This is a genomic window from Rhodococcus sp. PvP016, assembly GCF_017832185.1.
Lineage (GTDB): Bacteria > Actinomycetota > Actinomycetes > Mycobacteriales > Mycobacteriaceae > Rhodococcoides.
In genome coordinates, this window is record NZ_JAFIBH010000001.1 from 3,437,262 (window position 1) to 3,461,408 (window position 24,147).

The following is a 24,147-nucleotide window of genomic DNA, read 5'->3' on the forward strand; positions in this document are numbered from 1 at the left end:
GTGATGGTGGTATCACACAGTTCCGGAGTGCGCGACCTGCCGGCCGGTGGCCGAGGTCGTGTCGAGCTGCAGCACTCGCGTGGTGTGCGACCAGATCTCGTCGAACAGACGCGGGTTCTCGGCGAGCTTGGTACCCAGGGACGGAACCATGTCCTTGAGGGTCGGCTCCCACGAGCTGTACCGGTCGGAGAAGCAACGCTTCAGCACGTCCAGCATCGCCGGCACGGCGGTGGACGCGCCGGGCGACGCCCCGAGCAGGCCCGCGATGGTGCCGTCGCCTGCGTTGATCACGGCGGTGCCGAACTCGAGCACGCCGCCGCGACCCTTACGACGGATCACCTGGACTCGCTGTCCGGCGGTGACCAGCTCGAAGTCCTTGCCCTGAGCGGACGGCATGAACTCCCGGAGCGTCTCCACGCGGTCGGTCTCGGACTGCAGCAGCTCGGTGACGAGGTACTTGGTGAGGGCCATCTCGGTGACACCGACACCCAGCATCGAGAACAGGTTGTTCGGCTTGACCGAGTTCACGAGATCGGTCATCTTGCCCTGCTTGAGGAACTTGGGCGACCAGCCGGCGTAGGGCCCGAACAGCAGCCCGGGCTTGCCACCGATGACACGGGTGTCGAGGTGCGGCACCGACATCGGGGGCGCACCGACCGAGGCCTTGCCGTACACCTTCGCGGAGTGCTGCTCGACGAGCTCGGGGGTGGTGCACCGCAGCCACTCACCGCTGACGGGGAAACCGCCGAAGCCCTTGGCCTCCGCGATGCCCGACTTCTGCAGGAGGTGCAGGGCGCCGCCGCCCGCGCCGACGAAGACGAACTTGGTGACGATCTTGCGCGTGACGCCGGTACGTCCGTTGTAGACCTTGACGGTCCACGTGCCGTCGGAGTTCTTGGACAGGTCGCGGACCTCGTGCCCGAAGTTGACGGATGCACCCTCCACCGCGAGGTGGTTGAGGAGCTGCTTGGTCAGTGCGCCGAAGTCGACGTCCGTGCCGCCGTCGGACCAGTTGAGCGCGATCGGATCACTGAAGTCACGCCCCTTCGCCATCAGTGGGAGGCGACGGGCGAACTCGGTCTCGTCGTCGATGTACTCCATACCGGGGAACAACGGGTTGCCCGAGAGCGCGTCGTACCGCGCACGCAGGTACTTCACGTTGTCCTCGCCGTGCACGAAGCTGACGTGCGGGATGGGGTTGATGAAGTTCTTGGGGTCGGCGAGCACGCCGGCCTCCAGCGCGTGCGACCACCACTGCCGCGAGACCTGGAACTGCTCGTTGACGTTCAGCGCCTTGCTGATGTCGACGGAGCCGTCCTTGTTCTGCGGGGTGTAGTTGAGCTCGCAGAGGGCGGAGTGGCCTGTACCGGCGTTGTTCCACGGGTCGCTGCTCTCCGCGGCCGCGGCGTCGAGGCGCTCGAAGACGGAGATGGACCAGGTGGGCTCGACCTGACGGAGGAGCGTGCCCAGCGTGGCGCTCATGATGCCCGCGCCGATCAGGACGACGTCGGTCCTCTCCACCCTGGATCCCGACTTGGTGCCGGACTGACTGTTCTGATCGTGTTCGCCCACTGCTGGATCGACTTCCTTCGTCCATCGGCACTCCCGACAAGGAGTGCGGTGCGGATGCTGCTGTCCGCGGCGCCGTGCCGCGTCACCGCGACAGTCACCGTCTCTGTACCCGATTGTGCCCCTCGCCACCCCTGCGAAGCGGCCATTACTGTGTGAGTGTGACTACATGGGCGCCCGATGTACTCGGTGACGATTACGAGCAACTGACCATACCGCTCGGCTCCGACCCGGACGGCGAGGGCGAGGTGCGGGCAACTCTCGTGCGCCTGACCCGGTCCGTGACGGGTTCCGCGACGCCGAAGGGCGCAGTCCTCTACGTGCACGGTTTCACCGACTACTTCTTCCAACGCCATCTGGCCGAGCACTTCGCCGATCTGGGACACGCGTTCTACGCACTCGATCTGCGCAAGTGCGGACGCTCCATCGGCGAGGGGCAGTCGCCGCACTTCGTGTCCGACCTGGCGCTGTACGACGAGGAACTCGACCGGGCGCTGGCGATCGTGCGCGAGGAGACGGGCGCCGAGGTCCTGATGGCGGCGCACTCGACGGGCGGCCTCATCGTCCCGCTGTGGCTCGATCGCCTCGAACGCACCCGAGGCGGCGCCGCTGCCGCCGGCATCTCCGGCCTGGTGCTGAACAGCCCGTGGTTCGACCTCCAGGGTCCGCCTCTGGTGCGCAGCGTCGGAACCGTCGCGATCGGCGTCCTGGGCCGCGTCGCTCCCCTGCGCGCGCTGCCGGGCCAGGGTCTCGACACCTACGGCCTCTCCATAAGCTCGGGTGGCAACGGCGAGTGGGACTACGACCTGTCGTGGAAACCGTTGGCCGGCTTCCCGATCAAGCTCGGCTGGATCCGCGCGGTCCGCCGTGGCCACGCGGAACTGCACCGGGGACTCGACATCGGTGTGCCGTCCCTGATTCTCCGGTCCAAGGTCACCCGCTTCTCCAAGACGTACGTGCCGGACGTCGACGCCGCGGACGCCGTTCTCGACGTCCGTCAGATCGCGCGGTGGGCGGGATGCCTGGGCAACCGCACGACGATCGTCCCGATCGAGGGCGCCCGCCACGACGTCTTCCTCTCCACCCCCGAACCACTGGAACGCGCCTTCGCCGAGATGGACGACTGGCTGCGGCACCGCGGCAGCGGGTTGTCCGACGCGCCCTCGGGCGGCGACCACGCAGAACTGGCGACCGGATCGTGAGCGCCACGCAGGACACCGGGTCCGACGTCCAGCACTTCGACCTCGCGATCATCGGAACAGGTTCCGGTAACTCGATACTCGACGAGCGCTTCGACGGGTTGAGCGTCGCGATGTTCGAAGAGTCCATCTTCGGCGGCACCTGCATCAACGTGGGATGCATCCCGACGAAGATGTTCGTCTACGCGGCGGAGGTCGCCCGCGCTGTCACCACGGCGTCGAAGTACGGCATCGACGCCCACATCGACACGGTGCGGTGGACCGACATCGTGGACCGCGTCTTCGGCCGGATCGACCCCATCGCGGACGGCGGGGAGAAGTATCGCCGCGAGGGTTCGCCCAACGTGACGTTGTTCAGCAGCCATGCGCGCTTCGTCGGACCGCGCCGTATCGACACCGGCGACGGCCGTGTCGTCACCGCGGACAGGGTCGTCGTCGCGAGCGGTTCGCGCGCCACCGTCCCGGATTTCGTCCGCGACAGCGGCGTCACGTTCCACACCAACAACGACATCATGCGACTGCCGTCCCTTCCGGAGCGGCTGATCGTGCTCGGGTCGGGCTACATCGCCGCCGAGTTCGCGCACGTGTTCTCGGCACTCGGCTCGCACGTGACGGTCCTGGCACGCAAGGAGCGCCTCCTCCGCAAGTCGGACCTCGAGATCTCGCAACAGTTCACCAGGCTCGCGCAGGACAAGTGGGACGTCCGGCTCTCGGTCGATGCCACCGGTGTCCGTCAGGACGGCGACGACGTCGTGATGTCCCTGTCGGACGGCACCGAGGTGCGTGGGGATGCACTGCTGGTGGCGATCGGCCGCGCTCCCAACGCCGATCGGCTCGGCGCCGACGAGGCCGGCATCGACCTGCACGACGACGGCCGCATCGCGGTCGACGAGTTCGGCCGCACATCGGCCGAGGGCGTCTTCGCCCTCGGCGACGTCTCGTCCCCGTACCAGCTCAAGCACGTCGCCAATGCCGAGGCGCGCGTGGTGCAGGAGAACGTCCTGCAGCCGTCGTGGGACGACACGACGGGGTGGAAGCGCTTCGATCACCGCTACGTCCCCTCCGCGGTGTTCACCGATCCGATGATCGCCGAGGTGGGCCTCACCGAGCAGGAGGCCCGCGACCAGGGATACGACATCGCGGTCAAGGTCCAGAAGTACGCCGACGTCGCGTACGGCTGGGCGATGGAGGACGACGAAGGTCTGTGCAAGGTGATCGCCGACCGCGCGACCGGCCGACTGCTGGGCGCGCACATCATCGGTGAGCAGGCTCCGACCGTGATCCAACCGCTGATCCAGGCCCTCACGTTCGGACAGTCCGTCCGCGACGTCGCACGGGGCCAGTACTGGATCCACCCGGCACTGCCCGAGGTGGTCGAGAACGCGCTCCTCGGGCTCGATCTGGACTGATCGGACGCCCTCGCGCCACGCTGATTTCGTGTCGGTGGGGTCGGTTACTGTCTGTTCAGGTCGTCGGGGGGCGGCCTGATCGGGGCATCGCCGGGGGGTGAATTCGTGTACGACGCAGCGGTTTCAACGGATGTGTTGGTGTCGGCGAAGGTCGATGCGCAGGCGTCGTTCGCCCGCACTGTCGCCGCGTCGTGCTCCTACGTTCACGAGGAGTCCCGTCGTCCCGCGGTGCTCGGTCCGGGTGGGGTGTTCGACGCCGAGGCCGCTGAGACCTGTGCGGTGGCGGAGGTCGCGGCGGCGTTGTCGGTGTCGACGCGCACGGTGACCGAGTGGCTGTTCCTGACCCGCAACGCGCATCCTGCGGTGGCGGAGGCTTTCGATGCGGGCCGGTTGGCGTACGCGGCGTTCCGCACCGTCTGCCGGTCCCTGTCCGACGTCCCCGATGCGACCGAGGATCTCCTCCGTCGTGTGCTCGGCGCGGCGGAGCGATGCACCCCCGGTGCGGTGGCGGCGGCGATCGACCGCATTCTCGCCGAGTTCGACGTCGACTGGCACCGCATCGCTCGGGAACGGGCGACGACGGAACGGCACGTCTCGGTCAGGAAGCTGCCGAGAGGACAGGCGGAGCTCAAAATTCGTGGCCCTGCAGAGCAGATCGCCGGGATGAAGCGGGCCATCGTCGAGGCGGCCCGGGGGGTGTGCGCCACGGATCCGCGGCCGCTCCCGGCCCGCTTGTTCGACGCAGCGCACGCGGTGTTCACCGGTGGCGCTGTCGGGTGTGAGTGTGCTGATCAGGACTGCGAGCGGCGGGGGCCGGTCACACGTCCGGACACCACTGCCGTGATCGTCCTCGATGCGGCCACGGCAGCCGGGTTGGCGGGGGAACCCGGCCATCTCGTCGGCTGGGGACCTGTCCCGGCCGATGTGGCCCGCACGATCGCCGGAGATGCGACCTGGCAAGCACTCATCACCGCAGCGAGAGTTCCTGCACCGCGGGCGGGGTGCAGTTGCCGGTGCCCGCAGCACGACCCACCTACCGACTCCGAACCATCGGATCCGCTGGTGCCGGTCACCGGGCGAGAAGTTCGCCGCACCCGCCGCATGCCGCCGGGCTGGACGCCTACCTCCGGGAACGTCCGCACCGCACACGCCAGAAAGGTGAGGGAGCAGGTCGAGTACCTCCGCACGCTCCCACCATCAGCGTTGGACCGTGCCGCTGAGAACCCCGACGGCCACGGCGGATTCGCCGTGCCCCCGGCCGGGGCATTGGCTTACCGGCCATCGCAGGCGGTTGCAGCGCTGGTGACAGCGCTCTATCCGACGTGCGTCCATCCGGGGTGCGCTGTGCCCAGCGAGGACTGCGACCTCGACCACGTCGTCCCGTTCGACCACACCGACCCGGAAAGAGGCGGCTGGACCGTGACCGGCAACCTCACGCCGCTGTGCCGTCGGCACCACGGCCTGAAAAACCCGCCGGCAGTGGCACTATCGCATGCTTCGCGACGGCATCGTCCACATCCGCGACTCGCAGGGGAACGACTACCTCACCGCACCCGGCGAGTGATCACCAGGCGCTGGTGCGCATCACGATCTCGGTGGCCAGTGCTGCGGCCGCGGCGTCCGGGGTCGACGAGTCGAGCGTGACGACGCGGTAGTCGCCGTAGACGTAGCGGCTCGTCGCGGACGCCTCCTCAGCGAAGGTGGGGTCCACGACCACCATCGTCGTACGCAATTCGACTGCCGGGCAAGCGGAGTCGTCACGCACGGCCGGGTGGCCCCGGTCGATGACGACCAGGCTCGACACTCGCCCGAACGTGCGGGCGGCGAGCGACCAGGCGCGGTCGGCGCCCTCTCCCCTGCCGACCAGATTGACCCACGGCAACCCGAGCGCATCGAGCAGCGCCACGAGATCGGTGTCGTTCGGACTCGCACCGGGCTCGAGCGTGACGGTGCGCAGATCCGATGTCGTCAGCCGCGCCGCGGTGTCGTCGAAGACGTCTGCGCCGTCGCCGTCGGCCGGGAGCAACAGCACCGCGTGGCCACTGTCCGGCCCGTCGACTCGCACGGTCAGATCGCCGGAGGGCAGGGGGACGGTCTGCTGCTGCATGGGACCCGACGCTACCCGACCGGGCCCGTTCGGAGCCCTTGCCACGACTCAGCTGAGGTTGTATGGTTCATTACATGAGTAATGAACCAATGAGGCAGATACGCCTCCGGGCGCGGTGGTCGCGGTGATGGACGACGACCGACCGATCTTCCTGCAGATCGCCGAGATGATCGAGAACTCGATCATCGACGGTTCGCTCGCCGAGGAGAGCCAGGTTCCCTCGACGAACGAGTTGGCAGCCTTCCACCGCATCAACCCCGCCACCGCGGGCAAGGGCCTGAACCATCTGGTGACGGCCGGGACTCTCTACAAGAAGCGAGGAATCGGAATGTTCGTCACCTCGGGAGCGCGAGATGCGCTCCGCTTCCGTCGGCGAGAGGGCTTCGCCGAGCAGTACGTCCGGCCGCTCGTGGCCGAGGCACGCAAACTCGGCCTCGGTCCCGCCGAACTCCAAGACATGATCGACGCCCAGTCGCGGGCGTCGACTGTCGATTCCGTGACCACGGAGGCACGGCGATGACCGCGACAGTGGCGACCGTCCGCGGTGTCGCCAAGTCCTTCGGCGACGTCGCCGCACTGGAGAACGTGACCTTCGAAGTGCAGGAGCATCGCATTCACGGACTGCTGGGGCGCAACGGCGCCGGCAAGACGACGATGATGCAGATCCTCACCGGTCAGACGTGGCAGGACGTCGGCGACGTGGAAGTGTTCGGCGCCCGGCCGTTCGAGAACGCGACCGTCCTACGCGACGTCTGCTTCGTCAAGGAGAGCCAGAAGTACCCCGAGGACTTCACGGTCGGCCAGGTCCTCTCGTCCGCTGCGTCGCTGATGCGTGACTGGGACGAAGATTTCGCCCGCCGACTGGCAGACGACTTCGACCTACCTCGCAAGCGCAAGGTGAAGAAGCTCTCGCGGGGGATGACCTCGGCACTCGGCGTCGTGGTGGGACTGGCGTCCCGAGCACCGTTGACCCTGTTCGACGAGCCGTATCTCGGTCTCGACGCGGTGGCCCGGCAGATGTTCTACGACCAGCTGCTCGCGGATTTCGCGGAACACCCGCGCACCGTCGTGCTGTCCACCCATCTCATCGACGAGGTCAGCGAGCTCATCGACCGCGTCGTCGTCATCAGCGACGGCACCGTCGTGGTCGACGACGACGCGGAGAACCTTCGCGGACGCGCCGTGACCATCGGCGGGTCCACTGCCGCCGTCGAGCGGCTGGTGGCCGATCGCGCAGTGCTGCATCGTGAGTCGTTCGGATCGATGGCCCGCACCACCGTCGTGGGTCCGCTCACCGATGCAGACCTCGCCCGGGCCGCTACCGACGGACTGAGCATCGAACCCGTGTCGCTGCAACAGTTCGTCGTCCACTGCACATCACGCGGGCGAACCGCTCTGCCCGCTGTGTCCGGTACCCGAGAGGACATCCCGTCATGACCACCGCACTCGACACCCGCAGCGCACCCGATCGTGACCGCATCATCTCCGTGATGCGCGTTCACACCCACTACCGCACGCTCGCCTTCGCATGGCCACTCGGCATCCTGGCCGTCATCGTCGCGGTCACGTGGGCCGTGTTGTCCCTTGCGCCCGACGGCAGTACCGAGATCAAGACGGGCGGGTCGCTGTTCGTCTTCTTCTTCGGCCTGGTGCTGTTCGCGCAGATGGTGACACAGGCGTTTCCGTTCGTTCTGGGGCTCGGAGTCACACGGCGCGAGTTCTTCCGCGCAACCGTCTGCGTGGCAGCGGCACATGCTCTCGTGTTCGGAGTCGGCATGTTCGTGCTGTCCGTCGTGGAGACGGCCACGGACGGCTTCGGGGTCGGAATGCAGATGTTCGCGCTCGCGACGCCTCTGGCGGGTAACGCCGTCACCGAGCTTCTTCTGCTCGTCGCCCTGTTCGCGATGTGCAACCTGATCGGCATGCTGGCCGGCGCCGTCTACCTGCGCTGGGGGGTGACCGGTATCTGGACGACCGTGCTGGTCGAGTCCGTCGTCGTCGGCGCCGTGATCTTCGTGGTCACCTGGCAGGGGTGGTGGGGCCCGGTCACAGAGGCCGTCGCCGACGCACCGCGACTGCTGACCACGGTGCTGCTGCCACTTCTCGTCGCCTCCGCGGCCGGTCTGGGAACACGCATCATTCTCCAGCGGACGAGTGCGTGACGCGCAGTACGGGCAGGGCGGGAGCTCCCTCGGCGACGAGCGTGAGAAGCGCGTCGATGTCGAGGGAGCTCTCCATGAGGTCGGCCAGAAGATCTACCTGGGCAGTGCGCATCGCGTCGACATCGGTGTCCGGGGCGACCATGAAACCCGTGCGGCCGGCCTGCTCCGCCACCTCCGCGAGGAAGGCACGACGGAAGTCGTCGTTCTCCAGCAGGCCGTGCCAGTGAGTGCCGCGCACCCGTCCACGAACGCTGCCCTCGGGTGCGTCATCGGTTCCCGTGAACCAGGGCTCGTCGCCGCTCCGGATCACCCGGCCGTGGTGGATCTCGTAGCCGGTCACGGGGACCGCGCCGGCATGTCCGGTGACCCGGGAGAGCACCTTGTCCGCCGCGAATTCGATGTCGAGGTCCAGGAGGCCGAGCCCTTGAACCTGCCCGGCACCCGACTCGACGGCGTCGGTGATCGTTCTCCCCAGCATCTGGTAGCCGCCGCAGATCCCGAGGACCGGAGCACCGCGGGCCACGCGCCGCGCCAGTTCGTCTGCGATACCGGTGCGCCGCAACCAGTCCAGGTCCTGGACCGTGGCCTTGGAGCCGGGGAGCACCACCAGATCGGCGTCCGCCAGCCGGGAGGCCTCGGTCGCCCAGTGCACCGTCACCCCCGGTTCGCACGCCAGGGCCTCGACGTCCGTGGAGTTCGAGATGCGCGGCAACCGCACGGCGGCCACACGGAGCCACTGCGATCCGATCGGAGGAGCGGGACGGCCCAGCGGTGCGTCGGCCACGGTCCCGAGGGAGTCCTCGGCGTCGAGCCACAACTCGTCGCTGAACGGAACGATTCCCAACGTCGTTCGGCCCGTGAGCCTCTGGAGGGTGTCGAGTCCCGGTTGCAGCAGCGCGGGATCGCCGCGGAACTTGTTCACGACGAACCCCGCGACGAGGGCCTGGTCCGCCGCGTCGAGCACGGCCAGGGTGCCGAAGAAGTGGGCAAGCACTCCCCCGCGATCGATGTCGCCCACGACGATCACGGGAAGGCTCGCAGCGCGCGCCAGTCCCATGTTCGCGAGATCGGTGGCGCGCAGGTTGATCTCGGCGGGTGAGCCGGCGCCCTCACAGATCACCACGTCGAAGTCTCCCCGCAGCGAATCGAGTTCCTCCGCCACGACCGAGCGCAGATGCTGTCGGTGCGTCATGTAGTCGGCGGCGCCCACCGTGCCCGTGGCTCGGCCGCGGACCACCAGTTGCGACGTCCTGTCCCCGCCCGGCTTGAGCAGGATCGGATTGAACCGCACGCTGGGCTCGAGACCGCATGCCCGGGCCTGCAGTGCCTGCGCACGGCCGATCTCCCCGCCGTCCAACGTGACGACGGAGTTGTTGGACATGTTCTGCGCCTTGAACGGTGCCACCCGCACACCGCGTCGGGCGAGGAGGCGGCACAGCCCCGCCACGACGACACTCTTGCCCGCATCCGAGGTGGTTCCCGCGACCAGAATGGCGCCGCGAACAGTCAAGGGAGGGTGAGGATCTCGGCGCCCGTCTCCGTGACGACGAGAGTGTGCTCGAACTGCGCGGTCCAGGATCGGTCCCGCGTGACGACGGTCCAGCCGTCGTTCCACTGGTCCCAGTCGATGCCGCCGAGGGTGATCATCGGCTCGATGGTGAACACCATCCCCGGCTCCAGCACCGTCTCGACGGTGGGCTCGTCGTAGTGCAGCACCACCAGGCCGTTGTGGAAGGTGGTACCGATGCCGTGACCGGTGAAGTCCCGGACGACGCCGTATCCGAAACGATCGGCGTAGGCCTCGATGACCCGTCCCACGACGTTCAGCGCGCGACCCGGCTTGACCGCTTTGATCGCTCGCATGGTGGCCTCGTGGGTGCGTTCCACGAGCAGGCGCGCCTCCTCGGAGACGTCCCCGGCGAGGAACGTGGCGTTCGTGTCGCCGTGCACCCCGTCGATGTACGCCGTGACGTCGATGTTGACGATGTCGCCGTCCTGCACGACCGTCGAATCGGGGATGCCGTGGCAGATGACCTCGTTGAGCGAGGTGCAGCAGGACTTCGGAAACCCCTTGTAGCCCAACGTCGACGGGTACGCACCGTGGTCGACCATGTACTCGTGGGCGATCCGGTCGAGTCGGTCCGTCGTGACGCCCGGCTCGACGGCCTTTCCGGCCTCCTGCAGTGCCCGCGCGGCGATGCGGCTCGCCAGACGCATCTTCTCGATGGTCTCCGGGGTCTGCACCCACGGCTCGTGGCCTTCGCGCGCGGTCTTCTTCCACGCGTACTCGGGGCGTTCGACGGACTTGGGAACATCGAGAACGGGTGAGACGGTGCCGGGTTCGAGAACGGTGCGGACGGACATGGCACCAGCGTAGTCGCCGCCGGTCGCGGTCAGTATCCCGCGGGCAACGCGGTGATCATGTCCCGCGTCACGGCGACGGCGTTGTCCGAGCTGCCGCCGCGCACGACCAGTGTCGCGAACGCGAGATCACCGCGGTATCCGACGAACCAGGCATGGGATCCGCCCTCGACCTCGGCCTCACCCGTCTTGCCGTACACCTCGCCCTGATCGGCGATCCGGTCCGCGGTGCCGCTCGTGACCACCGAGCGCATCATCCCGCGGAGCCCGTCGACCATGGCCGGCTCGATCTGCGGGTGGTCTCCGTCGATCGTGGTCTCCTCCCCCTGAATCAGCCGGGGAACGGGCGTCGATCCGTGTGCGACGGTCGCGGCGGCGAGAGCCATGCCGAACGTCGACACCAGCACCTTTCCCTGTCCGAACCCGTCCTCGGTGCGCTGCACCAGTTCCTCGGCGGGCGGGACGGATCCCGACTCGGTGGGCAGACCCACCACGCCGTAGTCGGGCCCGACGCCGAACATGGCCGCCGCGTCGGTGAGAGCACTCGCCGACATCTCACTGGCGAGCTTGGCGAAGGAGGTGTTGCACGAGCGGGTGAAAGCCGTGTTCATCGAGACGTCACCGAGGGAGAACTCGTTGTAGTTGGGCACGCTGCGCTCGCCGATGACGATGCGGCCCGGGCACGGCACGGTGGTCTCGGGCGTCGCGAGTCCCTCCTCGATCGCCGCTCCCGCCGTGATGATCTTGAAGGTGGAGCCCGGTGGGTAGAGGCCGGTCGAGGCCACGGGACCGTCCCGATCCGCGGCCGGGTTCTGCGCCACCGCGAGGATGTCGCCGGTCGACGGCTGGATCACCACCATCATCGCCTGGTCCCGCGACACGTTGACGGCGTTCTGTGCCGCCACCTGCACCGGACGGTCGAGGCTGATACTGATCGACGGAACCGGCTGCGGCGCCGTCTCGGTCAACACACCGGTGTCCGCGCCGTTGGTGTTGACCGCCACGACACTCCATCCCGCGGCACCGTCGACGCGGTCCATCACGGTCTTCTTGACCTGGCTCACCAGGTCGGGGGCGAACGTGCGATCGGTGGAGACCAGGTCGGACTGCTCCGTGACCGACACCCCGGACAACGCGAGCAGTCCGGGGGCGACGGCGTCGTAGTCCTCGTCCCGGAGGGTCACCAGGCGGTACGGGCCCTGTGTGGCGGTCGCCGACTCCACGATGGACTGCGCCGTGATCGACGCGTCGAAGGGCTTCAGGATGCGCTCGAGCGTGCGCGCCGTGCCCACCACGTCGGTGGACTCCGCGGCGTCGAAGGACACCCCCTGGACCACCCCCGGAACCAGGACGTCGGACCCTGCGTGCTCGTTGACCCGCGCCCGCGGCGCCGACGTCGACCGCAGCACCATCGACTGGGTGTCCCCGAGCTTGGGGTGCAGATCGGTCGAGTTCCACCGGACCACCCAGGCCCCGTCGCGTCGGCCCATCTGCAGAGCCCCGTCATAGGTCCAGGTGCGGTCCTTCGGGAGGTGCCACGTGTAGGTGTAGTCGACGGTCGCGGTGTCGCCGTTCACGCTTACCGCACCGGTCGCCGCGTCGAGCGACTCGGCCTGCAGGCCGTCCCACGCCTGATCGACGGCGGCGGTCGCGAGGTCCGGCCGATCCGTGGCCTGCGCCGCGGCGGCACTGTCCCGCTCGGCCAGTGCGGAGACGAACGAATCGGCCGCGGACTCGGGGCCCTGCGGCTTCGGGGTGCACGCCGAGGCCGCCACCGCGGTGATCGCCGCGACGAGCACGATCAGGACGCGGGTGGCACGGCCGTGTTCACGAGAGATCATCGATCCTCATCGTAGGGCGACGGGACGCCCGCGGCCCTCACCCTGGCAGCGTGTCAGTCGAGCAGAACGGTGGAGAAGGTGGCGACGCGCTCGAACCCGACACGCTCGTAGGCACGGCGGGCGGGCACGTTGAAGCTGTTGACGTACAGGCTGGCCGTGCGGCCGCTGTCGACCACCGCGGCCGCCACGGATGCGGTTCCCGCGGTACCGAGCCCGCGCCCGCGGTAGAGCGGGTGCACCCACACGCCCTGGATCTGACCGACCGAGGTGGACAGCGATCCGACCTCGGCCTTGAAGACGACGCGGCCCTCCTCGAACCTCGCCCAGGCGCGACCCGCTGCGATCAACGAGGCGATGCGCCGCCGATAGCCGCGGCCGCCGTCGCCCGCGCGCGGATCGACGCCCACCTCCTCGATGAACATCGCCACGGCCGCCGTGAGATACACGTCCAGCTCGTCGACGGTGACGCGTCGGACGTAGGGGTCCACGGCGGTGGGCGCACTCGTCAACGCCAGCAATGGCTGCTCCGCACGCACCTCACGCGGGGTCCCCCAGTCGGCGGCGAGCATGTCCCACAGCGGCAGCGTCAGTTCGGCGCGCCCCACCAGCGACGAGCAGACGCGGGGAGAGCGCAACGCGCGCTCGGCGAAACTCCGGAGATCGTCGTACGTACCGAACAACGGCACGAGATTGGCTCCCGAGAAACACAGGGACGATGCCGGACCTCCGCGTGACCACAGTTCGCCGTGGTTGTCGCGGGGCTCCACGCCCGATTCCTCGACACGTGCCAGCACCATGCACGACGCGACGGGATCACTACGCAGCACACGGACGACCTCGTTCGTGTCGCGGCTCGTCAGCGCCTTAGCGCCGAGCAGCTTGAGCATCCCGCCACCTCCGTGACCACCGATCCACACCGAGCACACCCGTTGTCATGGTGACACTGCCAGGAAATGTCGTCGCAGACGAGGAGAATCAGCTGACCGACACGACGGGCGATCCGCCGGCTGCTTCCTGGTCTGACTCGTACGACTCGGCGATACGCATCGCCTCCTCGATCAGGGTCTCCACGATCATCGCCTCGGGCACGGTCTTGATGACCTCGCCCTTGACGAAGATCTGTCCCTTGCCGTTTCCGGAAGCCACACCGAGATCGGCGTCGCGCGCCTCACCGGGACCGTTGACCACGCAACCCATGACGGCGACGCGGAGCGGGATCTCCATGCCCTCGAGTCCGGCCGTCACCTGATCGGCGAGGGTGTAGACGTCGACCTGTGCGCGTCCGCAGGACGGGCAGGAGACGATCTCGAGCTTGCGGGGACGGAGGTTGAGGGACTGCAGGATCTGCGTCCCCACCTTGATCTCCTCGTTGGGCGGCGCGGACAGCGAGACACGGATCGTGTCGCCGATGCCGTCGGCCAGCAACGACCCGAAGGCGACGGCGGACTTGATGGTGCCCTGGAACGCCGGCCCGGCCTCCGTCACACCGAGGTGCAGCGGGTAGTCGCACTTGGCGGCGAGCTGACGGTAGGCCTCGACCATGACGACCGGATCGTTGTGCTTGACCGAGATCTTGATGTCGCCGAAACCGTGCTCCTCGAAGAGACCGGCCTCCCACAGAGCCGACTCCACCAGCGCCTCGGGCGTGGCCTTGCCGTACTTCTGCATCAGGCGCGGATCGAGGGACCCTGCGTTGACTCCGATACGGATGGGGATGCCCGCGTCACCGGCCGCCTTCGCGACCTCCTTGACGCGGCCGTCGAACTCCTTGATGTTGCCGGGATTCACGCGCACCGCGGCGCACCCGGCGTCGATGGCCGCGAAGATGTACCGCGGCTGGAAGTGGATGTCCGCGATGACGGGGATCTGCGACTTGCGCGCGATGGTCGCCAGGGCGTCCGCGTCCTCCTGACGCGGGCACGCGACGCGGACGATGTCGCATCCCGCGGCGGTGAGTTCGGCGATCTGCTGCAGCGTGGAGTTGATGTCGTGAGTCTTGGTGGTGCACATCGACTGCACCGAGATCGGCGAGTCGCTGCCGACACCGACGCTGCCCACCTGAAGCTGACGAGTCTTCCGTCGCGGTGTGAGCACCGGTACGGGTCCGGCCGGCATGCCCAGTCCAACGGTCACTTCGATCCTTTCGAGCTTCTGACGGCATCTGGTGCCGACTGACTCTCACCACTGTAGTCGCGCCGGGAGGACCGCCGTGTGTTCGCGCCGTCACGCCGGACCTGCGCTTCTAGCGGAAGATCTGAATGGGGTTCACGATGTCGGCGGTGAGGGTCAGGAGCATGAACGCGCCGCCGATGAGAATGACGACGTACGTCACCGGCATCAGCTTGAGGTAGTTCACGGGCGCACCCTTGCCGAGCCCCCGCAGCGAGCGGATCTTGTTCCGGATGCCCTCGTAGATCGTCACCGCGATGTGCCCGCCGTCGAGCGGAAGCAACGGGAGCAGGTTGAAGGCACCGAGGAAGAAGTTGAGGGTCGCGAGCAGCGTGACGAAGACCTCCCACAAGCCTCGTTCCGCCGCCTGACCGCCGATGACGCTGGCACCGACCACGCTGATGGGAGTGTTCGGATCCCGCTCACCACCGGTGATCGACGTCCACAGTGCCCCCACCTTGCTGGGAAGATCGACGATGGCCTGCACCGTCTGTCCCGCGATGAAGACCGTGTAGGAGGCTGATCCGCCGATGGCGGACACCGGGTCGTAGTCGAGGGTGCTCGCGGTGCGGGCGACACCGATGGCGCCGGTGGTGCGCAGCTCGGTCTCGACCGGTGCCCCGTTCTCCACCGGGAACAGTCGCTGGGTCTCCTGCACCTCGACGGGAAGGGTGAGAGACTCGCCTGCCCGGTCCACGGTCACGGTGACAGTGCCACGTTCGTCCTGAATCGCTGCCACCACCTCGGCGAACGTGTCGGTCGGCTCACCGTTCACCGCCGTGATCACGTCACCGTTCCTCAGCCCGGCGGCGCCCGCGGGCCCGAGTCCGTCGCACGGCCTGAAGTTTCCGTCGGCGTCTTGCGGGGCGACGCATTGAGTTCCCGCGACCGTGGAAGAGTTCACGGCCGTCGTGTCGCGATTGGGCAGTCCCCAGCCGAGGGCGAGGGTGTACACCAGCACGAACGCCAGCACGAAGTTCATCGCGATCCCGCCGAACATCACGGCGAGGCGCTTCCACGTCTTCTGCTTGTACATCGCGCGCTCGACCTCGTCGGGAGCGAGCTCGTCCACCGCCGTCATGCCCGCGATGTCGCAGAAGCCACCGGCCGGGATCGCCTTGAGTCCGTACTCGGTCTCGCCGCGACGCCAGGAGAAGATCTTGGGCCCGAATCCGATGTAGTAGCGGCGCACCTTCATGCCGGTGGCCTTGGCCACCCACATGTGACCGCACTCGTGGAGCGCGATCGAGATACCGATGCAGATCGCGAAGGCGATCACACCGAGAACGAACACCATCTTCTCGTTCAGCCTTTCGATCGTGCGGCGGCGAGTGTGCGGGCGGTGTCCCGAGCCCACGTGTCCGCTGCGAGAACGTCGTCCACCGTAGACGGTTCCGCGGACCAGTCGTCGCGTCCGGCGTCGACCACGTCGGACACCACGTCGACGATCTGCGGGAACGACAGGCGTCCGTCGAGGAATGCCTCGGCGGCGATCTCGTTGGCCGCGTTGTAGATCGCCGTCATGCAGCCACCCAGCGCGCCGGCGGTGCGCGCGAGCTCGACCGCGGGGAACACCTCGTCGTCGAGTGGTGCGAAGTCCCACGTGTGCGCTCGGGTGAAGTCCAGGGCCGTCGCGGCGCCGGCGATGCGATCGGGCCATCCGAGTGCCAACGCGATCGGCAGCTTCATGTCCGGCGGGCTGGCCTGAGCGAGCGTCGATCCGTCGGTGAACGTCACCATCGAGTGGACGATGGACTGGGGGTGGACGGTGACGTCGATGCGGTCGTACGGGATGCCGAACAGCAGATGCGCCTCGATCACCTCGAGGCCCTTGTTCACCAGGGTGGCCGAGTTCAACGTGTTCATCGGCCCCATCGACCAGGTGGGGTGCTTGCCGGCCTGCTCCGGCGTCACGGACTCGAGGCCCTCCCGGTCCCAGCCGCGGAACGGTCCACCGGACGCCGTGACCACCAGTCGGGCCACCTCGTCGGCGCGACCGCCGCGCAGGCACTGGGCGAGAGCCGAGTGCTCGGAGTCGACGGGAACGATCTGGCCCGGAGTCGCCGCGGACGTGACCAGCGAGCCGCCCGCCACGAGAGACTCCTTGTTCGCCAACGCCAACCGAGCTCCCGATTCCAGCGCAGCGAGCGTCGGCGGCAGACCGAGAGATCCGACGAGCGCGTTGAGGACCACGTCGGCCTGCACCTCGCGGACCAACGACGTCGCCGCGTCGGCCCCCGAACGCACACCCGGCATGTCCAGGGTGCGCGCGGCGTCGACGTCGGCCACCGCCACGTCGCGGACGCCGGTCTCGGCGATCTGTCGTCGCAGCAGGTCGACGTTGCCGCCGCCGGCGGCCAACCCGACCACGGTGAAACGGTCCGGTCGAGCCGCCATCACCTCGAGCGCCTGGGTGCCGATGGACCCCGTACTGCCGAGCACCAGCACCCGCACGGGTCCGTCGGTCCCCCGTGCCTTCTGTTCCGTCACCTGGACAGTGTGGACGACCTCACTGAGAGCAGGGTGAGCGGGGAACTGCGGCTCACCGTGTGAGGATGAGCAGCGTGCCCCTGCTCCCGTCCGCCGACCCGGACTCGTACGTCTCGACGCCCCTCACCTACGACGAGATCGGAGGGACCGCGCACGAGTCGATGCCGGCGGGATATCACCACGTCGACGTCGAGAAGCACATCGGGACGGGCCTCGAATTCTTCGAGCTGGCCGGACGCCGCATCGTCGAGTGGGACATGCACCGCGGCGCCGGGCTGCGGGTGCGGTCGAGTGCGGCGTCGGCGACCGTCGACGCCGTGGTGGTCCTGCTGCTCGGTCCGGTCCGCATCCCGTGCCGGGTCGTCGAGGTGATCGAGGAGTCGCACCACCGGGGCTTCGCGTACGGAACGCTGCCGGGGCACCCCGAGTCGGGTGAGGAACGCTTCACCGTCCGACACGATCCGGTCACCGATGCCGTGACCGCCCACATTCGAGCCTTCTCGCGGCCCGGCAACAGGGTCGTCGCCCTGGGCGGGCCCCTCAACAGGGCGACCCAGCGCATCGCGACCGGTCGCTACATCGCGGCCCTCACCGCCTGACACGTCGTGGCGACTGCCCCTACGACGGGCGGTCGTACAGCGCGCTAGGATTCAGCCCACCAGGGACCACCTGCATCACAGACTTTCAGGAGGATCGGCCGTGACCGACATCAGCCGCAACCAGGCTTCGGACGTCGAGCGCGTTCCCACGACCAAGGTCAGCACTGCCGAGGTTCCGTCCGCGGAGTGGGGGTGGAGCGGCGAAGGCCCCCGCACCTCGCGCATCGCGGGCTGGGTGACCGTCGCGATCCTGCTGGTCATGATCATCGGTAACCACACGGGCCGGGTCGAGGACATCTGGCTCGTCGGCTTCGCCGTGGCCATCGCGGGCCTGCTGGTCCGCGACATCTTGCTCCGCCGCAAGCCGCGCCGCTCCTGACGCAACGACGCGCGGGCCGCCGGGCTCAGTTCTCGGCGGCCAGCTGCCCGCAGGCCGCCGCGATCTCCTGACCCCGCGTGTCACGCACGGTGCACGAGACGCCGTGTGCACGGACGCGTCGCACGAATTCCTGCTCCACCGGCTTGGGGCTGGCGTCCCACTCGCTGCCGGGTGTCGGATTGAGCGGGATGAGGTTCACGTGGACCAGCGCCCCCAGGGCGCGCTTGAGCTTCTTGGCCAGCATGTCCGCTCGCCACGGCTGATCGTTGATGTCGCGGATCAGCGCGTACTCGATGGAGACCCGTCGCCCCGTGGTGTCGGCGTAGTAGCGCGCCGCGTCGAGAACCTCGGCGATGGGCCAGCGGTTGTTGACGGGGACGAGCGTGTCGCGCAGTTCGTCGTCCGGGCAGTGCAGCGACACTGCCAGCGTCACCGTCAGCCCCTCGTCGGCCAGCTTGCGGATCGCGGGAGCGAGCCCGACGGTGGACACCGTCACCGAACGCTGCGACAGTCCGAGACCCTCGGGAGCGGGCGAGACGATCCGCTTGACCGCCGCGACGACGCGCTTGTAGTTCGCGAGCGGCTCCCCCATACCCATGAAGACGACGTTGGAGAGGCGCCCCTCGCCGCCCTCGACCGCACCGTCGCGAAGATCCGCCGCAGCGCTCCGCACCTGGTCGACGATCTCGGCCGTGGAGAGGTTGCGCTGCAGGCCTGCCTGACCGGTGGCGCAGAACGGGCAGGCCATGCCGCACCCGGCCTGGCTCGAGATGCACAGCGTCGCGCGATCCGGGTACCGCATGAGAACCGACTCGAGGAGCGTGCCGTCGGCGGCCTTCCACAGCGTCTTACGCGTGTCTCCGCCGTCGCAGGCGATGTGCTTGACGGGCGTGAGCAACGTCGGGAACAGCGCATCCCCGACCTTCTCGCGGACCGACGCCGGAAGATCGGTCATCTTCGCCGGGTCGGCCTCCAGCCGGGAGTAGTACTGCCGCGCCAGCTGGTCGGCGCGGAATGCCGGCAGCCCCAGCTCGGCGACGGCCGCTCGACGCTGATCCGCGTCGAGGTCGGCGAGGTGCTTCGCGGGCATGCCGCGACGGGGAGCGTCGAACACGAGAGGGAGAGCGATGGGTGCCATAGTGAGCACCATTCTCGCACTGTTCGGCGACACTGTCGGGCACGGTCGGGGCAGACGTGCATTCGCCACCTCTGTACAGCATGATCTGTACATGGCCCGCTCATCGCACGACGCATCCGATCCGAACGCCCTGACCGGCACGGACGCTCCTCTGGACACCTCCTCCACCGCCGCGGGTCTCCCCGTCGAGCAGACCGGGCCCACGGACACCCGCCTGGCGCAGGGAAAGACGCCCGACGGTGTCAAACACACCCGTGCGGCGGCGCTCTACACCGGTCTCGTGGTGGGCGCGATCATCCTGGTCGTCCTGATGGTGTTCATCATCCAGAACCTCGACAGCGTCCCGATCCACCTGTTCGGCTGGACCTTCGACCTGCCCATCGGCATCGGCATGCTCCTCGCCGCGGTCGCCGGTGCGCTCGTCATGGCCGCCGCGGGCGGAGTGCGCATCCTGCAGGTCCGCCGGGCCGCCAAGCGCAAGTAGGCCCCCTGGCCGCGGGTCGTGAGCGATCTCACTGCGCGGCCGTCGGTGTTCCGTCGCGCACGTGAACACTATTGACACAACCTTCACGTGTGGTGGTCTGCCGTGCACAGTGGTGATCGAACGGTACGAGTCGCAGCTCGACGCGACCCACGAGCGACACACCGAGCGAGGACTGCACACGTGACGACCTTCCTGGAGAACCCCGTGCTATCTGGAGTGGCCGCCGACAAGGCGCGCTCGTGGCTTCTCGTTCCCGCGAGCAAGCCGGAACTCTTCACCCCGGCCGCGGAGTCCGCCGTGGACGCCGTGATCCTCGACATCGAGGACGCCGTGGCACCGGCTGCGAAGCCCGCCGCGCGCGAGGCCGTCGTGGCGTGGCTCCGTGCCGGCGGTCGCGCCTGGGTCCGCATCAACGACGCCACCACGCCGTACTGGGCCGACGATCTCGACGCGCTGCGCGGCATCGACACCCTCGAGGGCGTCATGCTCGCCAAGACCGAGAGCGGAAGCCAGGTCGAGGCCACCGCCGACCGGCTGGCGGGAAGGCCGGACGCCGGTCGGGACGGGCAGGACGGTTGCCGGATCGTGGCGTTGGTGGAATCGGCCATGGGCCTCGAGGCTGCCCCCGAGATCGCGCGCGCCGAAGCCACCTTCCGCCTCGCGTTCGGCAGCGGTGACTTCCGTCGCGACACCGGCATGAGCGACGACCCGATGGCGATGGCCTACCCGCGTGCCCGGCTCGTCGTCTCGAGCCGCGCCGCCCGTCTTCCCGGCCCCATCGACGGCCCCACCCTCGCCGTCAACGACAGCATGCTCAGCCGCGACAGCCAGCTCACCGTCTCCATGGGCATGACCGGCAAGCTGTGCATGCACTCCGATCAGGGCCCCATCGTCAACCGCGAACTCGCACCCAGCGCCGCCGACGTGGCGTGGGCCCGTGAGGTCATCGCCCAGCTCGGCGAGGACGGCTCCGGCGTGCGCGACGGCAGCGACCTCCCCCGCCTGGCCAAGGCGAAGAAGATCACCGCTCAGGCCGCGGTTTTCTCGATCGGCTGACGGTCACCGCTCGACGTACGCGGCGAGGTGTTCACCCGTGAGGGTGGACCGTGCCGCGACCAGGTCCGCGGGTGTTCCCTCGTAGACCACCGTGCCACCGTCGTGCCCGGCGCCCGGTCCGAGGTCGATGATCCAGTCCGCGTGGGCCATCACGGCCTGGTGATGCTCGATGACGATCACCGACTTCCCGGCGTCCACCAGCCTGTCGAGCAGGGCGAGCAACTGCTCGACGTCGGCGAGATGCAGTCCCGTCGTGGGCTCGTCCAGGACGAGGATGCCGCCCTTGTCCCCCATGTGCGTCGCCAGCTTCAGCCGCTGACGCTCACCGCCGGACAGGGTGGTCAGCGGCTGCCCGATCTTCAGGTAGCCCAGGCCCACGTCGTTCAGTCGGGTCAGGATGCGATGCGCCGCCGGGAGAGCCGCATCACCGCCGGAGAAGAACTCCTGTGCCTGCGCCACCGACATCGTGAGCACCTCGCTGATGTCGCGGCCGCCGAGGTGGTACTCGAGGACCGAGTTCTGGAACCGCCGACCCTCGCACAACTCGCACACGGTGGCGACTCCGGCCATCATCGCGAGGTCGCTGTAGATCACCCCGTTGCCGTTGCACGTCGGGCACGCTCCCGCCGAATTCGCGCTGAAGAGAGCCGGCTTCACCCCGTTGGCCTTGGCGAAGGCCTTGCGGATCGGCTCGAGGAGGCCCGTGTAGGTCGCGGGGTTGCTGCGCCGCGAGCCGCGGATCGCGCCCTGATCGACGGCCACGACGTCCTCGCGACCAGAGAGCGAGCCGTGGATCAACGAACTCTTGCCCGACCCGGCGACCCCGGTGACGACCACCAGGACGCCGAGGGGCACGTCGACGTCCACCGACTTCAAGTTGTGCGAGTCGGCGCCGCGGATCTCCACCGCTCCGGTCGACGAACGCACCGCGTCCTTCACCGCGGCGCGGTCGTCGAAGTGCCGGCCCGTGATCGTGTCGCTCGTCCGCAAGCCCTCGACGGTGCCCTCGAAGCACACCGTGCCACCGGCCGTTCCGGCGCCCGGTCCGAGATCGACGACGTGGTCGGCGATGACGATGGTCTCGGGCTTGTGCTCGACGACGAGCACCGTGTTTCCCTTGTCGCGCAACCGGATCAACAGATCGTTCATGTTCGCGATGTCGTGGGGATGGAGTCCGGTGGAGGGTTCGTCGAAGACGTAGGTGACATCGGTGAGCGACGATCCGAGGTGCCGGATCATTTTGGTGCGCTGCGCTTCACCACCGGAGAGCGTGCCGGCCGGACGGTCGAGACTCAGATACCCCAGTCCGATCTCCCGGAACGAGTCGAGGGTGTCTCCCAGCGCGGTGAGCAGCGGGGCCACGGACGGTGCCGACACTCCGCGCATCCACGCCGCGAGATCGCTGATCTGCATGGCGCACGCGTCGGCGATCGACACGCCGTCGATCGTCGAGGAGCGTGCACCCTCGTTGAGCCGCGTGCCGTCGCACTCCGGGCACACGGCGAACGTCACGGCACGCTCGACGAAGGCACGAATGTGCGGCTGCATCGCGTCGACGTCCTTGGACAGGAACGACTTCTGGATCTGGGGAATCAGTCCCGAGTACGTGAGATTGATGCCGTCCACCTGGATCTTGGTCGGCTCCCGGTACAGCAGGTCCTCGCGCTGACGCTTGGTGAACTTCGCGATGGGCTTGTCCGGATCGAAGTAGCCGGAGCCGCGGAAGATCCTCCCGTACCACCCCTCCATGCTGTACCCGGGGATCGTGATCGCACCCTCGTTGAGCGACTTGCTGTCGTCGAAGAGCGCCGTGAGGTCGATGTCGGAGACGGAGCCGCGCCCCTCGCACCGCGGACACATCCCGCCGGTGATGCTGAAGGTGCGCTTCTCCTTCGTCTGCCGCCCGCCCTTCTCCACCGTCACCGCTCCGGCACCGGAGATGGACGCCACGTTGAACGAAAACGCCTGCGGCGAGCCGACGTACGGCTGCCCGAGACGGCTGAAGAGGATGCGTAGCATCGCGTTGGCGTCGGTGGCGGTACCGACGGTGGACCTCGGATCGGCGCCGAGCCGCTGCTGGTCCACGATGATGGCCGTCGTCAGACCGTCGAGCAGATCCACGTCGGGCCGCGCGAGAGTGGGCATGAACCCCTGCACGAACGCGCTGTACGTCTCGTTGATCATGCGCTGGGACTCGGCGGCGATCGTGCCGAACACCAACGAACTCTTGCCCGAACCGGACACGCCGGTGAAGACCGTCAGACGGCGCTTCGGGAGGTCGACGCTCACGTTCTGCAGAGTGTTGACTCTCGCCCCCTGCACCCGGATGACATCGTGGGTGTCGGCTACGTGCCGTGCGGAACTCGACTTCGTGGCCATGGCGATGTCCTTCGTGGTGCAGCGAACGGGTCAGCGGACACGGTAGCCGGTGCGCATCGGCGCTGCTCCTCGATTCCTGATCGCCGACGCGGCGGCTCAGGCCGTCTCGAGTCCGTGCGGTCTGCGACGAGTGTGCACCCGGTATCCGACCTCGACGGAGGTGCCGGTGAGCTGCCGTAGCGCGCGAGCGGCCACGCGCGGCGAGAACTCGATTCCCAGCACCGCAGCGGCCTCCTCGCGGTCCGCGAACGACCACCGCGTCAGGACCCGGCGCAGGTCGAAACCCTGGGCGGCGAAGAATCGTTCGACTGTGAGGGGGTCGTAGTGCGGCAGGTCGCGGCGCATCCATGCTCCGTACGGATCGACCGTGGCGTCGAGATCCACCACCACCAACACTCCCCCGGGACGCAGGACCCGCATGGCCTCGGTGATGCCCGGCCCGCATCCCGGGCCGAAGAAGTACGCCGTCCTCGCGTGCACGACGTCCACCGAGCAGTCCTCCAGCGGCAGCCGGTCCGCAGTACCCCGGACCACCCGCACAGCGGAGCCCGTGACCCGGATCCGAGCACGCTCGATCAGTGGTGGGTGCGGTTCGACGCCGACAACGGACCGTGCCTCGCGGGCGAACAGGGGCAGATGGAATCCGGTTCCGCATCCGACGTCGACGACGTCGCGTCCCGCCCACGGCGTGAGATCCCGCAGCACCGCCTCGATCTCGCCGGTGACGTCCTGGGCGCGGTTCTCCGCCTCGTACACGTCGGGCCAGTTCCAGATGTTCGGACTGGCGATCACGCCGTCGCGGCCG

General features: G+C 68.3%; 22 protein-coding genes. 10 read left to right on the top strand and 12 right to left on the bottom strand.

Annotated features, from left to right (window positions below):
• Positions 1–12: 12 nt before the first annotated feature.
• Complete coding sequence (gene mqo / locus JOE30_RS15995) at positions 13–1,572, bottom strand: malate dehydrogenase (quinone) (protein WP_204867813.1); 1,560 nt, start codon at positions 1,570–1,572, stop codon at positions 13–15.
• A 158-nt stretch (positions 1,573–1,730) separates the two neighbouring features.
• Between mqo and JOE30_RS16000 the strand changes: the two genes are divergently transcribed.
• The 3 genes from JOE30_RS16000 (at position 1,731) to JOE30_RS16010 (ending at position 5,821) form a co-directional block, all read left to right on the top strand.
• Positions 1,731–2,771, top strand: coding sequence for an alpha/beta hydrolase (locus JOE30_RS16000; protein WP_027505059.1), 1,041 nt, complete (start codon positions 1,731–1,733; stop codon positions 2,769–2,771).
• The gene (gene mtr, locus JOE30_RS16005; protein ID WP_204867815.1) at positions 2,768–4,177 is read left to right on the top strand and encodes a mycothione reductase; all 1,410 of its coding nucleotides are present in this window, start codon (positions 2,768–2,770) and stop codon (positions 4,175–4,177) included. The genes JOE30_RS16000 and mtr overlap by 4 nt, the downstream gene beginning before the upstream one ends.
• A gap of 138 nt (positions 4,178–4,315) precedes the next feature.
• Complete coding sequence (locus JOE30_RS16010; protein ID WP_204867816.1) at positions 4,316–5,821, top strand: HNH endonuclease signature motif containing protein; 1,506 nt, start codon at positions 4,316–4,318, stop codon at positions 5,819–5,821.
• On the opposite strand, the gene JOE30_RS16015 is transcribed toward JOE30_RS16010, so the two are convergent.
• Complete coding sequence (locus JOE30_RS16015; protein ID WP_204867817.1) at positions 5,742–6,284, bottom strand: alpha/beta fold hydrolase; 543 nt, start codon at positions 6,282–6,284, stop codon at positions 5,742–5,744. The genes JOE30_RS16010 and JOE30_RS16015 overlap by 80 nt on opposite strands.
• A 124-nt stretch (positions 6,285–6,408) precedes the next feature.
• Between JOE30_RS16015 and JOE30_RS16020 the strand changes: the two genes are divergently transcribed.
• From JOE30_RS16020 to JOE30_RS16030, 3 genes are read left to right on the top strand one after another with little or no spacing between them, the layout of a single operon-like run.
• Positions 6,409–6,804 (top strand): GntR family transcriptional regulator, encoded by a 396-nt coding sequence (locus JOE30_RS16020; RefSeq protein WP_204867818.1) that lies wholly within the window; start codon positions 6,409–6,411, stop codon positions 6,802–6,804.
• Positions 6,801–7,721, top strand: a complete 921-nt coding sequence (locus JOE30_RS16025; protein WP_204867819.1) for an ABC transporter ATP-binding protein — start codon at positions 6,801–6,803, stop codon at positions 7,719–7,721. The genes JOE30_RS16020 and JOE30_RS16025 overlap by 4 nt, the downstream gene beginning before the upstream one ends.
• The gene (locus tag JOE30_RS16030; RefSeq protein WP_204867821.1) at positions 7,718–8,446 is read left to right on the top strand and encodes an ABC transporter permease; all 729 of its coding nucleotides are present in this window, start codon (positions 7,718–7,720) and stop codon (positions 8,444–8,446) included. Before JOE30_RS16025 ends, JOE30_RS16030 begins: the two co-directional genes overlap by 4 nt.
• Here JOE30_RS16030 and JOE30_RS16035 read toward each other — a convergent pair.
• The 7 genes from JOE30_RS16035 to dxr all read right to left on the bottom strand — a co-directional run bounded on the left by JOE30_RS16035 (position 8,421) and on the right by dxr (position 17,265).
• On the bottom strand, positions 8,421–9,956 hold the full coding sequence (locus tag JOE30_RS16035) for a cobyric acid synthase (protein WP_204867823.1): 1,536 nt from the start codon (positions 9,954–9,956) through the stop codon (positions 8,421–8,423). The two genes, JOE30_RS16030 and JOE30_RS16035, sit on opposite strands and share 26 nt — an antisense overlap.
• Positions 9,953–10,810, bottom strand: coding sequence for a type I methionyl aminopeptidase (gene map / locus JOE30_RS16040; RefSeq protein ID WP_204867825.1), 858 nt, complete (start codon positions 10,808–10,810; stop codon positions 9,953–9,955). The genes JOE30_RS16035 and map overlap by 4 nt, the downstream gene beginning before the upstream one ends.
• Positions 10,811–10,839: 29 nt before the next feature.
• Positions 10,840–12,648, bottom strand: a complete 1,809-nt coding sequence (locus tag JOE30_RS16045) for a penicillin-binding transpeptidase domain-containing protein (RefSeq protein WP_204867827.1) — start codon at positions 12,646–12,648, stop codon at positions 10,840–10,842.
• 53 nt (positions 12,649–12,701) lie between these two features.
• The gene (locus JOE30_RS16050; RefSeq protein WP_027505050.1) at positions 12,702–13,535 is read right to left on the bottom strand and encodes a GNAT family N-acetyltransferase; all 834 of its coding nucleotides are present in this window, start codon (positions 13,533–13,535) and stop codon (positions 12,702–12,704) included.
• Positions 13,536–13,623: 88 nt separating this feature from the next.
• Positions 13,624–14,787: a flavodoxin-dependent (E)-4-hydroxy-3-methylbut-2-enyl-diphosphate synthase gene (ispG, locus tag JOE30_RS16055; protein WP_204870455.1), complete on the bottom strand. Its 1,164-nt coding sequence runs from the start codon at positions 14,785–14,787 to the stop codon at positions 13,624–13,626.
• 103 nt (positions 14,788–14,890) lie between these two features.
• The gene (locus tag JOE30_RS16060; RefSeq protein WP_204867829.1) at positions 14,891–16,114 is read right to left on the bottom strand and encodes an RIP metalloprotease; all 1,224 of its coding nucleotides are present in this window, start codon (positions 16,112–16,114) and stop codon (positions 14,891–14,893) included.
• Positions 16,115–16,122: 8 nt separating this feature from the next.
• On the bottom strand, positions 16,123–17,265 hold the full coding sequence (gene dxr / locus JOE30_RS16065) for a 1-deoxy-D-xylulose-5-phosphate reductoisomerase (RefSeq protein ID WP_204870457.1): 1,143 nt from the start codon (positions 17,263–17,265) through the stop codon (positions 16,123–16,125).
• A 107-nt stretch (positions 17,266–17,372) separates the two neighbouring features.
• Here dxr and JOE30_RS16070 point away from each other — a divergent pair, with 107 nt between their 5' ends.
• Both JOE30_RS16070 and JOE30_RS16075 read left to right on the top strand, forming a co-directional pair.
• Positions 17,373–17,906, top strand: a complete 534-nt coding sequence (locus JOE30_RS16070; RefSeq protein WP_204867831.1) for a DUF1990 family protein — start codon at positions 17,373–17,375, stop codon at positions 17,904–17,906.
• A gap of 100 nt (positions 17,907–18,006) precedes the next feature.
• Complete coding sequence (locus tag JOE30_RS16075) at positions 18,007–18,285, top strand: DUF2631 domain-containing protein (RefSeq protein ID WP_037185298.1); 279 nt, start codon at positions 18,007–18,009, stop codon at positions 18,283–18,285.
• 25 nt (positions 18,286–18,310) lie between these two features.
• Here JOE30_RS16075 and rlmN read toward each other — a convergent pair whose 3' ends face one another.
• Positions 18,311–19,423 carry a 23S rRNA (adenine(2503)-C(2))-methyltransferase RlmN gene (gene rlmN / locus JOE30_RS16080; protein WP_027505044.1) on the bottom strand — a complete coding sequence of 371 codons (1,113 nt, stop codon included), beginning with the start codon at positions 19,421–19,423 and terminating at the stop codon, positions 18,311–18,313.
• Positions 19,424–19,514: 91 nt separating this feature from the next.
• On the opposite strand from rlmN, the gene JOE30_RS16085 reads away from it, so the two are divergent.
• Both JOE30_RS16085 and JOE30_RS16090 read left to right on the top strand, forming a co-directional pair.
• Positions 19,515–19,907 (top strand): lipopolysaccharide assembly LapA domain-containing protein, encoded by a 393-nt coding sequence (locus tag JOE30_RS16085; RefSeq protein ID WP_204867834.1) that lies wholly within the window; start codon positions 19,515–19,517, stop codon positions 19,905–19,907.
• 180 nt (positions 19,908–20,087) lie between these two features.
• Positions 20,088–20,963, top strand: a complete 876-nt coding sequence (locus JOE30_RS16090; protein ID WP_204867836.1) for a CoA ester lyase — start codon at positions 20,088–20,090, stop codon at positions 20,961–20,963.
• 3 nt (positions 20,964–20,966) lie between these two features.
• Here JOE30_RS16090 and JOE30_RS16095 read toward each other — a convergent pair whose 3' ends face one another.
• Together JOE30_RS16095 and JOE30_RS16100 are read right to left on the bottom strand one after the other, a co-directional pair.
• Positions 20,967–23,342 carry an excinuclease ABC subunit UvrA gene (locus tag JOE30_RS16095; RefSeq protein ID WP_204867838.1) on the bottom strand — a complete coding sequence of 792 codons (2,376 nt, stop codon included), beginning with the start codon at positions 23,340–23,342 and terminating at the stop codon, positions 20,967–20,969.
• Between the two features lie 96 nt (positions 23,343–23,438).
• On the bottom strand, positions 23,439–24,134 hold the full coding sequence (locus JOE30_RS16100; protein WP_204870459.1) for a class I SAM-dependent methyltransferase: 696 nt from the start codon (positions 24,132–24,134) through the stop codon (positions 23,439–23,441).
• Positions 24,135–24,147: the final 13 nt, after the last annotated feature.

Bases quoted from the DNA above. Each gene is read 5' to 3' on its own strand.
- JOE30_RS16015 (WP_204867817.1), bottom strand. From the start codon at position 6,284: ATGCAGCAGCAGACCGTCCCCCTGCCCTCCGGCGATCTGACCGTGCGA.
- JOE30_RS16025 (WP_204867819.1), top strand. From the start codon at position 6,801: ATGACCGCGACAGTGGCGACCGTCCGCGGTGTCGCCAAGTCCTTCGGC.
- JOE30_RS16030 (WP_204867821.1), top strand. From the start codon at position 7,718: ATGACCACCGCACTCGACACCCGCAGCGCACCCGATCGTGACCGCATC.
- map (WP_204867825.1), bottom strand. From the start codon at position 10,810: ATGTCCGTCCGCACCGTTCTCGAACCCGGCACCGTCTCACCCGTTCTC.
- JOE30_RS16045 (WP_204867827.1), bottom strand. From the start codon at position 12,648: ATGATCTCTCGTGAACACGGCCGTGCCACCCGCGTCCTGATCGTGCTC.
- JOE30_RS16050 (WP_027505050.1), bottom strand. From the start codon at position 13,535: ATGCTCAAGCTGCTCGGCGCTAAGGCGCTGACGAGCCGCGACACGAAC.
- JOE30_RS16060 (WP_204867829.1), bottom strand. From the start codon at position 16,114: ATGGTGTTCGTTCTCGGTGTGATCGCCTTCGCGATCTGCATCGGTATC.
- JOE30_RS16070 (WP_204867831.1), top strand. From the start codon at position 17,373: ATGAGCAGCGTGCCCCTGCTCCCGTCCGCCGACCCGGACTCGTACGTC.
- rlmN (WP_027505044.1), bottom strand. From the start codon at position 19,423: ATGGCACCCATCGCTCTCCCTCTCGTGTTCGACGCTCCCCGTCGCGGC.
- JOE30_RS16085 (WP_204867834.1), top strand. From the start codon at position 19,515: ATGGCCCGCTCATCGCACGACGCATCCGATCCGAACGCCCTGACCGGC.
- JOE30_RS16095 (WP_204867838.1), bottom strand. From the start codon at position 23,342: ATGGCCACGAAGTCGAGTTCCGCACGGCACGTAGCCGACACCCACGAT.